Raw genomic sequence first — 13316 nt, 5'->3', positions numbered from 1 at the left:
ATTTAAATGCAGTTACAACTAATTTTAATGGATAAACGCTGTTTTACGCCGATTTGATCACTAAAAGTCTTTAACTGTAGATTTTTGATTCACTTTTGCGTTAAAAAGCATACAATATTGCTATTAACAACATTTTAACAGTTCGCGCAACATGAAATCTTGGATACTCAAAATTTGTTCTTATTCTTTGGTAACGCTTTCTTTTGTTGGTTTTTTACATGCAAAAGAGCCAAACCCTTTTGTCGTATACGATGATGAGCTTAAAAATGGTTGGGTCAACCATAGCTGGGCGCAGGTAGAGTTTTCCGTGCCCGCAGGGAATGCAAAGCCTATAAAGGTGTCAGGTAAACCCTGGTCTGCTCTATCATTACATCATGACGCATTTGATATCAGCCAATTTACCACCTTAAGCTTTGTCATCAATGGCGGTATGGAAGGCGGTCAAACTTTAGCGGTGAAGTTGATATCTAATGGGCAACCCTTGGAATCCACCTATCTGATAAAACCGCAAACCAAACAATGGCAATATGCTGAAATTTCATTAGCGGACTTAGGTGCGCAGGATCAGCAAGTTGAAGGCATTTGGTTGCAAGCCCAAGATAAAGATATAGCCGCGTTTTATATCACTCGGATAGAATTCCGTTAGTTAAACGTTTAGAAAAGCGAATATTTGCCCTTTTTCAACTGTTTCTATGCTGTTCAAGAAAAAAACAGTTGAAAATCACATTAAATTAACAAATGATGACGTATTAAGGCATGGACGTCTTTGGCGAATGTTCGCAGTATCCCCAATGTCATGACTGCAACCTCTGACTGCTACTTAGCTTTGTTTATTTGTATGAGTAAGCAGTTGGCATTTTAGATTAAGGATATTGGGGACATTCACATGGGCTGGCTTAGCACTCTATTTAGTAAATCAACAACCGATGTAGTCACTTCTGTTGGTAAAGCACTCGACGATCTCATCACATCAGATGAAGAAATCGCACTTACCGAAATTGAACAACAAAAAATTAAGACGGCTTATCGTTTACGCTTGCAAGAACTTCTTATGCAAATGGATCGCGAAGCCGCTATGCATGAAGAAAAACAAGAACAAGAACTGACCGAGCGTCTGAGGCTCGACATGAAAAGCGATAGTTGGCTGTCAAAAAATATTCGGCCAATGACACTAATATTCATGACAGTTTCTATCGTTATCCTGATGTTTTTAACCATTTTTAACAGTGGTCTAACCCCTGATCAGGTTAAGCTAGTTGAAGAATGGATCCCCTTCTTTCAAACCATAATGTTGACCATCTATGGCTTTTATTTTGGCTCAAGAGGTATCGAGAAAATTCAAAAGATCCGTTCTGCACGGGAAAGTAACAGCCGTATAAAAAATATGATTTCGGCCTTTGACCAAGAGCCTAAAGGATAAGCCTCATGAAAAGAGGACGAGTAAAACCTGACTCAGGCTTAAATTTACGGGAAAAACCCAACGGCACTAAAGTCGCTGTATTACAGCATAATCAAGAAGTAGAAATTGTTGATGAGGTCACCTTTTACCGAGTGAAAACTCATGCTGGGAAGGTAGGTTATGTGCATGGTGATTATATTGAAAAAATCCCTCCTAAAAGCTTAGAGAAATCCCAAACGGGTATTGAGGCTGGCACTCAATCGTTAATTCATCCTTCAGAGGAGTTTGTTTTAACCACTTTTGCTGGATCTGAATTCATTGGGGAAAGTGTTAAAGTAGACAAAGACTTCGTACCTGAACTAAACCGGGTAAATGAATTTGCCAAACAATCTAAGGTCAAAATTTGGGTCACTTCTTCGATACGCAATGTAAGTGAACAAGTGATGGGTGCTATAGTGCCGCCCGCCACTCGTAGTTGTCATTTTGTAGGCCATGCCATCGACATGAATGTGATGTGTGACGGTAAGTTGTATAATTCTAAAGCCTTAGTTAAGGAAAATTTAGATAATCTTCCTGAGGGTGTAAGACGTTTTATTAAGTCATTATGCGATGATGATGTACTTCGTTGGGGAGGCGAATTTTCCACCGCTGATCCGGTGCATATCGATGACAACTTTTACTATCGGAATCAATTAATGTACAAGGCCAAACTACTCAGTCGTGTGAGCCAGTTAAATGCCAGTCTATAATTGAGAAACCTAGAGCAAGCCCTAATGTTGTCTTAATGCCACGTATTCTAATAATTGCTCATAAAAGTGACTCTTAGTCGCCAGTTTATTCAACGATTCCAAAGCTTTACTTTGATAATGCATAAGTTTATCTTGTGCATTATCTATTCCTAGCAAAGTCACAAATGTTGCTTTAGAGCTCTTAATATCTTGTTGGGTTGGTTTTCCCAAGATTACTGCATCACCTTGAGCATCAAGTAAATCATCTTTCAATTGAAATACTAGCCCAAGGTATTTTGCAAAACGCTTGAGGTGCTCTTTTTCAATGTCATTCACCCCTGCCAAGATGGCCGGAATTAGAATCGCAGCCTCAATCGCCAAACTGGTTTTTAAGAAACAGATTTGCTCTAAGTCTTCAATAGAGGTTTGTTGATTGTGGGACTGTAAATCCAATAGTTGCCCTTCACAAATAGCCTGCGTGGTATTCGCCGCATATTGAATTGACGCAAGAATGTGCTCAGGAGCAATATTCTGAACACGAGTTTGTACCTCTACAGCTTTCATCATCAAATAAACGCCCGCCAGCTCTGCTTGCGCCTCACTCTTGCAGTGTGTGTGTAGTGCTGGCTTGCCTCGACGAAAAGAGGCATTGTCTTGACTAGGCTTATCATCAAAAATTAATGATGCAGTATGCATATACTCCAGCAGTTGCAACACTGGAATGGTTTGATTTTCAGAAAAACCGTACCTTTGAGTCAAGGATATGTATGCCAGTACCGGACGAAGTCTTTTTCCACCGGCAGCCAAAGCATAGTTAGCTGATTCGGCTAACTGCGTGTTGGGTATTCTATGGTGTTGAGATAACTCGATATGCTGATTAATAAAGTCCTGCGCTGCGACAAACTCCTGCTTAAATTGCTCTTTAACTCGACGCTGTTTCTCAAAATAATCTGATACTTCTCGGCTGATGAGTTTATCGAACCAAGCTACTTGATTTGGTAAATGCACTAATCGAGAAATTAACTTATCAAATGCTTGATTACCGGTTGTTAGGAGTGATTTCTCTAACTTCTTATATTCAGCATCGCCAATGTCATTTTTAAGGCTTTTATGAGCGTTGATACTACGTTCTAAAAATAATGCTGTTACCTTGCTATCATTTTCATATACCTGAGAGATTAAGTGATAAACAACCGCCCAATAAACTCTATACGGATTTATATTGTTTTCATGAGCCGAGGGATGCATATAGTAATAGCTGTAAGGTGTGAGGTTATCTTCGGCGATGTCCGAAAATAAATCTTTGATGTCGTCATTAAATTGATTGTAAATACCAAAACAAAATGTTCGATAATCGAAGTCTTCATCCCTGTGATTATGCACTATATCTCTAGCTAACAGCCGACTACCCGATGATTTAAGAATCACTGGTAAATACAAACTTTCATCTGAATATTCGTTAGAATTTAATGATTTTTTACGGTCAATGTTTTGGGCCTCAAAAAAGACAAAGGCTTGTTCAAAAAAATACTTTGCTTCTTGATCCGATAAATAGGATTGAATACATTTGAATGCAGCTTCCAATTCCTCATAAATAAAGCTCATAACTTCCTTATGGGCATGTTTAAATTCTGGAAACGCCGTGACTTTGCCACACAAAAGACTTTCTCGTATAGCCTGATTAAACGCTTCTTTTTCATCGGAATCTAAAAAATTCGACGAATCTTGGATGTCATCGATTAATGGATAAGTCAGCCCGTAGCAATAACCTAAACGTATTGCCTTATCTAAACGTTCAGCCCGCTGTTTGTTTGATATGTCTTTGGGCAATTCTATTAACTGGTGCATAACAACACCCGCCAATACTTTGACCAGTTTCCGTAACCCGTTATTTTTATCCAACGATTCCGGAAGCTTTTGCTCTAACACCTGCAACTTACTTTTGAGCCAGTTGACAGCATCTGTAACCTGATATTCCATAGCTTTTTGCTCAATAAAGCTATTTTCAATCACCGTTTTTTCACTTCGTGATTGTTTCTTTCTCACCCATTTTTGAATTCTCTGAGATAAACGGGAAATTTGCTCGGCCACCGCCTGATCTCGGATAGACTTTCCTAGGTCGCGCATAAAAATATAGGAAAGTGACTTGTCTAAATAATCTTTTAGTTGGTTATCCATTGATAACTTTTGCAAAAACGAAAGGCTGTCAAAACCTTCTCCTTGCTGCATTTTTTTCTCAATTTCAGATAGCGCCAGATTCTGCTTACTGTTGATTTGAGTATTGGCCCATTGTTGATATTCTGAGGTAAGTTGAGTTAAAAAGTCATCTTGTACGCACAGGCTATGTAGTTGGGTAAAATACCATCGCGCTTTTTGCTCCATCTTAGGGTAACAGCTCGGGTCGATAACAGAAGAAGCACGTTGAGCTGCTTGATGATCCTTAGATCGTTGGCCTGTTCCTTTTATCGGTGTCAAATCTAGCTCTCCTTATAGACTTTGTCAGAAAAACTGCTGTTACTAGCTACTAGAAACTACTTAAGCAAAGCAATTTGCACACCAATAAAAATATCAATAAATTTCAAATAGTTAACATTTTACTTAGGAAGCAATATTCCATTAATTTGTGCAACAGACCAACATTTAGTCTAAAACTCAGGGCAGAAGTTCCAATCCTTGTTAAGTCGAAGTGAGCTGCTTACACCATTCTGAGAGCTCATCAGCAACATCTTTATTATGCTGTTTTAAGAAAGATAAAAAGGTTTCTGCATTACGATTTACAATGCGTTCAATGGGAAATCCAATAGTATTGGCATGTTGAATACTCGCTGAGTAGTCGCCGAGATGGTGAGCTATATGAGCATCGCTAGAAAACACTACTTTCCAATCTAAGCTATCAATAAGTTCTAAAATCCGAATGCAATTGGGTTCACTGCCGCGACGAGAATGGGTGAAAGAACTATTGTTGATTTCCAGCAACACATTGTTGTCTTTGGCCGCACGAATTACCTCTTCATAATCCAAAGGATAATTGGGGTTTCCAGGGTGGCCTAGAATTTGGCAATCAGTATTTTTAAAAGTGTTTACCACAGCTTTTGTGTGTTCAGATTTGTTTGAGGGAGCAAATACGGGTTCGTGAAAACTGGCAATTACAAAATCCAAATAAGGGTACATGCCAGCGGGTACATCCAAACCACCTTCAGGTGGTAAAATATTTGCCTCAATGCCCTTTAAACAAGCTATGTTGTCAATTATTCGTGGTATTACGTGGCGATTGCCAAAATGCCAAGGATGCGGTGAATCTGGCATTTCGGGTCCATGATCAGTAAGCGAAAACATTTGCATACCCTTTACCTTAGCTTCACGAAAATAATCATGAACATTGCTATATGCATGTGTACTAGCAACAGTATGGGAATGAGTATCTACCAATATTTTCATTTTACCTCGCTCGGGATTTCTAGGGTTTACATGAGTCAGTAATTAACTGTTCTATCAACAGTAATGATGTTAACAAGGCAAGATTGCGAAGCTATGACAAGGGTTACAGTTTTATCTCGAATCTCTTTTTAAAAAGTATGCTAAACGAGAGAATCGGATTTGCTCGCTAAAACCTTATCAATAGCCTCTATCACGGTCTCGACTTCAATTAAGGCCATTAGATCTTTTCCCTTAGCGCGTTTACCCCAAGGTAATTTTTGCCAAGGCTTGCCCGTTTGTTGTTGTATACATTGATCATACACTGAAACTACGGAATCAAGATCATTATAAGGCCCAGTGCGTCTAGGATTACTATGAGCATACAAACCAATGACCTTAGTCCCTTGCGTAGTGGCCATGTGAGCAGGCCCAGTATCAGGCGCAATGACTAAGCTAGCGCGACCTAATACGGATAACATCTGTTTCAAATTTGTTTTACCGACCAGATTAAGACTAACAGCGTTGGTTTTGCTTAGTATGCTCTGGCTAATCTCTTTATCTAAATCGCTGGGGCCTCCACATAGCACGACTGACAGACCTTTTTTAGCTAAATAGTCGATAGTGGCTGCATAACGTTCTGGTAGCCAGTTACGCTCTGCCTTTGAGGCCGCCGGACTAATAACAGCAAATTCGCCTAGGTCTTTAAGTTGTTCAGCAGCCCAATCTTGCTCCTTTTGCTCAATGGGTATTTCCCATTGCACAGGCGACTCTTTCATTACCCCTATGGTTTCAGCAAAGCCCAAAAACCCATCGAGTACATGGGCAGTTTTCTGCGCCCTGATACGAGAATTTGCAAATAACCAATGAGCTTCTTTGCTGCGATGCCAATCGAATCCAACCCTTTTCTTAGCCTTTATTACCCGAGACAATAAATTTGCCCTTAAAGCAACTTGCATCACAAATAATACATCAAAGGTAATATTTGACAGGGCTTGTTTAACTTGATGATTTGCTTGTTTTCCTTGTTTCTTATCGTAAACAACAAAGTTAATACCTTGCATGCCTTTCAATAATTGATATTCGAGTTTGCCAATAATCCAAGTGATTTCAACGTCTGGACGCTGATGCTGGATTGCAGTCACCATAGCGACCGCGTGACAAACATCACCCAATGCGGAAAGTCTTAAAATGCAAAGTTTCAAAGTGGATTTCTACTAACAGTTAGCCGACGGATTAATATAATGCTAAATTACCATAACCGGTAAAGAGGATAAACAAAGTCTTTTGAACAAGGATGTTAGTCGCTGAGATCATTATTCTCATTAGGCCGATTAGCTACTTCAGTAAGCAAAATGAGAATTTAAAATAATAATGCCAATTTCTGTTCGACAAATTAGCGCCAATGAATACATATTAGTTAGCGATCCAAGTTACTTTGATTTAATACAAGATGTTCATTTTGATCCAGACTTTCTGGCCGAAAATGGCATGGTAATTAAGGTACAATCGGGTCGAGGCAAGGTATTTTTTTTCCAATTGAGTGATAATCAACTCGTGCTGAGGCATTATCGAAGAGGCGGCTTGGTCGCTAAATTTTCAGAAGATAAATTTATTTGGCAGGGCATCGAAAATACCCGCGCTTTTAAAGAACTCTACATTTTAAATCTAATCCAAAAACAAGACATCTTAGCGCCTCAACCTGTAGCAGCAAAAGTACAGAAAAAAGGGCCATTTTATACTTGTGATATTCTAACCAAAGCTATTCCTGAGACAAAAGAGCTGCACCAAGTATTACAAGAACAAATATTCTCTAGTCAAGGTTGGATAGCAATTGGAAAACAAATTCGACGTTTGCATAACGCAAACGTTTGGCATCCAGATTTAAATGTAAAAAACATCCTAATTGATAAGCAAGAACAGGTATTCTTGATAGATTTTGATAAGTGTAAAGTGCGTAACGATGGGAATTGGAAATCAGACAATCTAGCCCGACTTCAACGCTCCATTTTAAAGCAAAAAAATCAATATCCGGTTTACCATTTCAGCGATGAGAATTGGCATTCTCTATTAGATGGGTACGCTAAAAACTAATTAGTTAGCGAAATTGAATTGTGGATTGCTGTGCAACTTCACCCTGTAAAAACATAGGCTCTTTACAAGCAAAATTATGTAGCGGGAAAGATGATTTGTGGTAATAAAAAATCCTATCAGCTTGCAGCTTTATTGGGGTTTGGTAAGCCAAGTATTTTTTAGCTGCGTTTAAACTCACAGCATATGCGTGGGAACCTGAAAACCGACCCGATAAATAGAAATATTGGTTAAAATCCCGCATTAGCATTTGGTCTATTAATTCCACTGGCACTTTATGCCAATTAGCAATGTGCAATTTATGGAACATCTTATAGGTTGCTTGTTTTAACTTACCTTTAAAATCCTCAAAATGTGCATCGTAATAATCAAAAATGACCGTATCCCAATCTTGCGGAAGCGTTGCCATTTGTTGCGCGAAATTAGCCAAAACCTTGGGGTTAGGCACAGCATCATCTTCGAATATGGCGACTCTTCGGTATTGGTTTTCTACCGCATCTTGGTAAATTCTGCGATGAGAATCAGCACAACCCAGTTCACCTAGATTCATTGACCTAGTAGTGCGCTTTGTATGTCTATGAGCCGCATCATCGTAAAATGCGGTATCTTGGAGGATGTCTTGGGGTAATTTGCGTTTGTCGGTTCCCCACCACAAAGTATAATCTAAGCCCGCCATGTATTTTTCAATACTTTTATGTCTGTCTTCGTAACCCTCTAAGGTCACTATGTAGATCTTGTCAAAATATTGATTAAAGGCCTCAAACATCTTTTTATCTCACAGATTAGAATACATATTGCGCTTTTAAGTACAACAAGGCGTCTGTTGTAGATTCTGAGGGTAAATCTCTGTTGGCAACAGTGCCGCCAGCTTTTAGCAACCAATCCCCATAAGGTTGTTGATAAAACCCAGATAATTCTACTACATCTTCACTAGCCCCTTCTGTCAGTACAGGTGAGGGCCTTATTCCATCTTTGTTGAGCTCTGCACTGCGCAAATAAACTTCAGCGATAGCACCACTTTCAAAACGATAGTTTGCCCCCAAAGTAATTTGTTTGGCATCGCTATCAAAAGTACTGCCTATCGCCCTGTCATAAAGTCGATAGCCATCCGGATATTCACCGCTTTCATAATAACAATTAAGATTATCAGTGAAATTTCCATCACAATTCACATTGGTATCACTGGTCTCTAAGAAAATCTTAGCATTTTCAATATAAGTCGATACCCCAAACAAATTTGCATTGTCGGTTATTCTGTAATAATCCACAGCGTCTTCGCCAATACGTTGTGCATAAAAGGTGACGGGGCGGTCAAATAATTGGGTAGAATAACTGATATCAAAGCCTGCAATATGGTTTCCACGTTTGGTGAGTCCTGATTCAGAGCAGTCCCCATCGGCAGCACCACAAATACCTTTGAAAGTAATCACATCGATGAATGCACTCAGTCCACTTGGCCTCCCCTCGCCACCCCACATAGCCACCCAAGAAACCCCTACTTCAAGTCCGTCAAATGGTCTTGCATTGAATCGATTCATTAGTATTTTGGTATCGGGAACACTTCTAGAGGCTTCCATTTGGCCAATTTGTGTTGTTAAGTACCAGGGTCCCATCCAGCTTAACCAAGGGCTTTGTGAAGCGGTAGAAGATGAACGTGAAAGGGCTAACGACTTAATCGGACGGGCATTATTGGACATAATCAAGCTACTTGACTGAGCTGGGCCCCAAAACTGCTCTATTGCACCTAAACGTAAATTCCAATCGCCAAATTGGTAAGCAATAAAGCTATCATCTAGATTCTTATTTCCACCAGAGGTGTAGTTGACGCTCAATTGCCCTGACCAACGCTCGTAGTAAAACTCGCTACTGATGGTAAGTTTACCTGTGTCATCAACACCGTCGTCTAAAGAGCGGAATCTAACATCATCACTGGCTCCTTCGATGGTTAGATATCGACGGGATTGTTGGCTTTTGTGCAAATTTAGATAATGCCGTATGCGCATCAAGGCTTGTTGAGGTCTGAAAGGCATTTCTTGATCTAAGGATATCTCTTCAATTGCTTCAGCCACGCCTTTCCAAGGAACTGGATAAGCGGTGACCGCCAAATCTACATATCCCCATTCAGCCAAGGTCTGCAAATCGTAGTGCAACTGTTTATCTACTGTTCCAACCCATGGGGACGCTTGAACAGCTGTAGTACTAAGACTGGAGGTGACTAAGGCGGCGACTGCTAGTAATTTAAATCTCATCTTGTCCGTGAAGTAAATTGTAAAATCGTTAGATCCAATAGCCCGATCATAGCTTAAAATAAGTTTAGCTACATTTTTTTTTGAATAAGTTTGCTTTTCAACAGGATTTCTCGTTTACTGCATGGCGAATGGAATGTGTTAAAAGTTAAGGTTAAGAGACATGACATATCAAAAAGCGATTTATCCTGGAACATTTGATCCTATAACAAACGGGCATGCGGACCTTATTGAACGGGCTGCGAAGATGTTTTCCGAGGTCATAGTCGCGATTGCGGCTAACCCAAGTAAAAAGCCGCTGTTTAGCTTAGAAGAGCGGGTAGAGCTTATTACTGAAGTCACTAAAGACTTGGACAATGTCACCGTAAAGGGGTTTAAAGGATTGCTTGCTGATTTAGCCCAAAATGAAAACGCGAATATTTTGGTACGTGGTCTAAGAGCTGTATCAGACTTTGAATACGAATTTCAGTTAGCCAATATGAATCGCCGGTTAAATCCTAATTTAGAAAGCGTGTTTCTAACGCCCTCAGAAGAAAACTCCTTTATTTCGTCAACCTTGGTAAAAGAGGTCGCTCTACACAAAGGAAGCGTTGAGCAATTCTGTCATCCTTATGTCAACCAAGCGTTGATCAAAAAGCTTCACGGTTAACGCTGGCAACTGGTACAAAAAAATGTATTTCTCTGACCAATCACTAAAGATTTGATTGGTTGTAGGCAATTGACACAAGGCTCGCCAGCTCGACCATACACATTCAATTGTTGAGCAAAATAACCGGGATTTCCGTCGGCCTGCGCAAAATCTCGCAAGGTGGTACCACCTTGTTGGATAGCTTTTTGCAGCACGAGTTTGATATTGGTGGCCAGAAGTTCATAACGTTTAGCACTAATTTTGTTAGCTTGACGTCTAGGATCTATACCAGACAAAAATAACGCTTCATTGGCATAAATATTCCCCACGCCAACGACTACTGCATTGTCCATAATAAAGGTTTTTACGCTGCTCTTCTTGGTTCGAGATAAGTCAAAAAGACGTTTCCCATCAAAATCATCAGTCAATGGCTCAGGACCCAGGCTACTCATTAGCTTACTCTCTGGTTCATCCTTACCTTGCCATAAGCAAGAGCCAAAGCGTCTAGGATCATTGAGCACAAGTTTTTTACCAGTAGCCAGATAGACTTCAATATGATCGTGCTTTTTACGTGCAAGTTCAGCATCCACAACCCGCATTTTGCCAGACATCCCTAAATGGAAAATTAGGCTCCCCTTTGATGTATTCAAAAAGAGGTATTTTGCTCGCCTGACCACGCTGTTTATCGCTTGCTGTTCGGCAATATGCACTTCAACCGGCACCGGCCATCGCATTCTTCTCTCGTGCACAAGAATTTTATCAATCACCTGATTTTCAACATGGGGTGAAATACCAAGCCTAGTCACTTCTACTTCTGGTAATTCTGGCATTTTTATCTCTAAGGTTGCGGAACTAACTGCTCAAGGCTTGGGAAGTCTAATACATAATATCGAGCATCATAAATGACATATACTTGCTCATTTAGGGTTTTGAACGAATAGACCAAAGGGGTGCCTTCTCCCGACACAAATAAGGTAACCACATGATCTAAAGGAAATAGGCTAGACTTATCAATTTCTACATCAGGTTGCTTGATAGTCGCCGACTGCCACATTTTTACCATGTCTTCTATGGCGTTAGTATCCAAGTCAGGTGATAAGGCTTGTTTGGGTGCATTTACTCGCCAACTGGTGCCGATGCGTTCAAATACCACTTGATCTATTTGCATGCTCAATACAACTGAACCTGTGGGCACTAGTTGCATACGATCATTGGTCGCAATCCCGAAAAAACGCTCCCAATTGAAGATAACAATTAGAATCAACATGGAAAAAATCAATACATTGTTCCAAGCTTTCTGGGATAGTTTACGCATTTAATTTCTCAAACAAATCGATAGCTTTAATATCTTAAAATAATCTGAGGCAAAAACCAAAAAACCCCGCCAAAGCAGGGTTTTAAATGGAGACAAAACCACTCTAAACGAGTGAAGGCCTAGCCTTACTTAATTTTTGCTTCCTTGAACATAACATGTTTGCGCACTTTAGGATCATATTTTTTGATCTCCATTTTGCCAGGCATGTTACGCTTGTTTTTATCTGTGGTGTAGTAGAATCCAGTGCCAGCAGATGATACTAATTTGATTTTATCACGCATGAATATATTCCTTAAACCTTCTCACCACGAGCACGGATGTCAGACAATACTGCATCAATACCTTTTTTATCTATAACGCGCATACCTTTAGTAGATATACGAAGTTTTACGAAACGGTTTTCGCTTTCAACCCAAAAACGGTGGGTTTGTAAATTTGGTAAGAAACGACGACGCGTTGCGTTTTTCGCGTGCGAACGGTTGTTTCCTACAACTGGACGTTTTCCAGTTACTACACATACTCTTGACATTTCTTTGTCTCCAGAACAACTAACCTTGCTGTTTATTTTTTAGCAAACATCTAACTTGCTTATAAACGCTATTAAATATGAGGGCGCACTTTATACAGTAATTAGCACAAAAAAACAACTCAAATTGGAAAAATTACTGATCTTTTTCGATCCCGTAAGGGGTTCTTGTTAGTCTTTGCTGCTTTGTTGTTTTACGAATCGCCGCGTTTTTATCACGCATTTCCTGAGTCACATAACCTCTGGCATGATCTAAATGTATACAAATTGCAGAATATCGAATTTGTTTAGATTTTATACCTGCATTAAACAAACGCTCTCCCAATTCCCTATCTTCACCACCATATTGCATGCGTTCATCAAACCCATTGGCTTTAAAAATATCTTCGCGCCAACCAGATACGTTATGGCCATTCCAAGTTGCCTTGGTTGGGGTTAGAGAATTTAATAGCTTTGCTTTTAGTCCCTTTGCACTCAGTTTCATAGTTTTATGCGTTTTTTTGAGTCCATTTGCTAACAGCCACTCGAGTTCAAAGGCCTTCCCATTTGCTATTTCTTCGCGAGTAATCTTCTCACTAGTTTCCATTGGCAATTTAAAATACCCACCTGACAAAAAGTATCCTGGTTCGGCTAATGAAACATGCACGGCAAGGAAATCTTTACGTAGTATACAGTCTCCATCTGTAAACACTATATAATCGCCTTTGCTTTCTACGAGGGCCTTATTAAGAATTTTAGTTTTTTGAAATCCATGATCTGGTTGCCAAACATGCTTCACTTCGCGACCAGTTTCAGCTTTAAACCTATCAATAGCTTCTTTGGTTTCTTCTGTTGAACCGTCATCCGCAATGATAATTTCAAAATTCTGGAATTCTTGGTAATGAAGACCCCAAAGCGTTTTCATCATCCAATTGATGGAGTTATAGGTTGAAAAAATTACGCTTACGAGTGTGGGAGTCTGTTTCATAT

Annotated in this window: 15 protein-coding genes; 5 read left to right on the top strand and 10 right to left on the bottom strand. The window is 39.8% G+C overall.

Annotated elements, in window-relative coordinates; translation table 11 throughout:
- The first annotated feature begins 151 nt into the window (after window positions 1-151).
- The 3 genes from ACNKW3_RS02840 (at window position 152) to ACNKW3_RS02830 (ending at window position 2148) form a co-directional block, all read left to right on the top strand.
- Window positions 152-646, top strand: coding sequence for a hypothetical protein (locus tag ACNKW3_RS02840; RefSeq protein WP_427397752.1), 495 nt, complete (start codon window positions 152-154; stop codon window positions 644-646).
- 240 nt (window positions 647-886) lie between these two features.
- Window positions 887-1420 carry a hypothetical protein gene (locus tag ACNKW3_RS02835; protein WP_427397751.1) on the top strand — a complete coding sequence of 178 codons (534 nt, stop codon included), beginning with the start codon at window positions 887-889 and terminating at the stop codon, window positions 1418-1420.
- 5 nt (window positions 1421-1425) lie between these two features.
- A complete protein-coding gene (locus ACNKW3_RS02830; RefSeq protein ID WP_427397750.1) occupies window positions 1426-2148 on the top strand; it encodes an SH3 domain-containing protein in 723 nt (240 codons plus the stop codon).
- A gap of 21 nt (window positions 2149-2169) precedes the next feature.
- Here the strand turns inward: ACNKW3_RS02830 and ACNKW3_RS02825 are convergent, their stop codons facing one another.
- The 3 genes from ACNKW3_RS02825 to ACNKW3_RS02815 form a co-directional block, all read right to left on the bottom strand.
- Window positions 2170-4602: a polyprenyl synthetase family protein gene (locus ACNKW3_RS02825; protein ID WP_427397749.1), complete on the bottom strand. Its 2433-nt coding sequence runs from the start codon at window positions 4600-4602 to the stop codon at window positions 2170-2172.
- Window positions 4603-4803: 201 nt separating this feature from the next.
- Window positions 4804-5565, bottom strand: coding sequence for a phosphatase (locus ACNKW3_RS02820; RefSeq protein WP_427397748.1), 762 nt, complete (start codon window positions 5563-5565; stop codon window positions 4804-4806).
- 140 nt (window positions 5566-5705) lie between these two features.
- Entirely contained in the window at window positions 5706-6746 is a 1041-nt protein-coding gene (locus ACNKW3_RS02815; protein WP_427397747.1) for a glycosyltransferase family 9 protein, read from the bottom strand.
- Window positions 6747-6915: 169 nt separating this feature from the next.
- Here ACNKW3_RS02815 and ACNKW3_RS02810 point away from each other — a divergent pair, with 169 nt between their 5' ends.
- A complete protein-coding gene (locus ACNKW3_RS02810) occupies window positions 6916-7635 on the top strand; it encodes a 3-deoxy-D-manno-octulosonic acid kinase (RefSeq protein ID WP_427397746.1) in 720 nt (239 codons plus the stop codon).
- A gap of 4 nt (window positions 7636-7639) precedes the next feature.
- Here ACNKW3_RS02810 and ACNKW3_RS02805 read toward each other — a convergent pair whose 3' ends face one another.
- Complete coding sequence (locus tag ACNKW3_RS02805) at window positions 7640-8398, bottom strand: glycosyltransferase family 25 protein (RefSeq protein ID WP_427397745.1); 759 nt, start codon at window positions 8396-8398, stop codon at window positions 7640-7642.
- 16 nt (window positions 8399-8414) lie between these two features.
- Window positions 8415-9881 carry a capsule assembly Wzi family protein gene (locus ACNKW3_RS02800; RefSeq protein ID WP_427397744.1) on the bottom strand — a complete coding sequence of 489 codons (1467 nt, stop codon included), beginning with the start codon at window positions 9879-9881 and terminating at the stop codon, window positions 8415-8417.
- Window positions 9882-10041: 160 nt separating this feature from the next.
- Here ACNKW3_RS02800 and coaD point away from each other — a divergent pair, with 160 nt between their 5' ends.
- Window positions 10042-10527 (top strand): pantetheine-phosphate adenylyltransferase, encoded by a 486-nt coding sequence (gene coaD, locus ACNKW3_RS02795; RefSeq protein ID WP_427397743.1) that lies wholly within the window; start codon window positions 10042-10044, stop codon window positions 10525-10527.
- Here coaD and mutM read toward each other — a convergent pair.
- From mutM to ACNKW3_RS02770, 5 genes are all read right to left on the bottom strand, one after another.
- The gene (mutM, locus tag ACNKW3_RS02790; RefSeq protein WP_427397742.1) at window positions 10524-11336 is read right to left on the bottom strand and encodes a bifunctional DNA-formamidopyrimidine glycosylase/DNA-(apurinic or apyrimidinic site) lyase; all 813 of its coding nucleotides are present in this window, start codon (window positions 11334-11336) and stop codon (window positions 10524-10526) included. The two genes, coaD and mutM, sit on opposite strands and share 4 nt — an antisense overlap.
- Window positions 11337-11344: 8 nt before the next feature.
- Window positions 11345-11821 (bottom strand): hypothetical protein, encoded by a 477-nt coding sequence (locus ACNKW3_RS02785; protein WP_427397741.1) that lies wholly within the window; start codon window positions 11819-11821, stop codon window positions 11345-11347.
- 125 nt (window positions 11822-11946) lie between these two features.
- Window positions 11947-12102: a 50S ribosomal protein L33 gene (rpmG, locus tag ACNKW3_RS02780; RefSeq protein ID WP_136252789.1), complete on the bottom strand. Its 156-nt coding sequence runs from the start codon at window positions 12100-12102 to the stop codon at window positions 11947-11949.
- Window positions 12103-12113: 11 nt separating this feature from the next.
- Window positions 12114-12350, bottom strand: a complete 237-nt coding sequence (rpmB, locus tag ACNKW3_RS02775) for a 50S ribosomal protein L28 (protein WP_427397740.1) — start codon at window positions 12348-12350, stop codon at window positions 12114-12116.
- A 133-nt stretch (window positions 12351-12483) separates the two neighbouring features.
- Window positions 12484-13314, bottom strand: coding sequence for a glycosyltransferase family 2 protein (locus ACNKW3_RS02770; RefSeq protein ID WP_427397739.1), 831 nt, complete (start codon window positions 13312-13314; stop codon window positions 12484-12486).
- Window positions 13315-13316 lie beyond the last annotated feature (2 nt).

The organism is Glaciecola sp. 1036, from assembly GCF_050306235.1.
In the GTDB taxonomy this organism is placed as follows: domain Bacteria; phylum Pseudomonadota; class Gammaproteobacteria; order Enterobacterales; family Alteromonadaceae; genus Glaciecola.
Note: the sequence above shows the minus strand (reverse complement) of the source record. Positions and strands in the feature narration are given on the sequence as shown.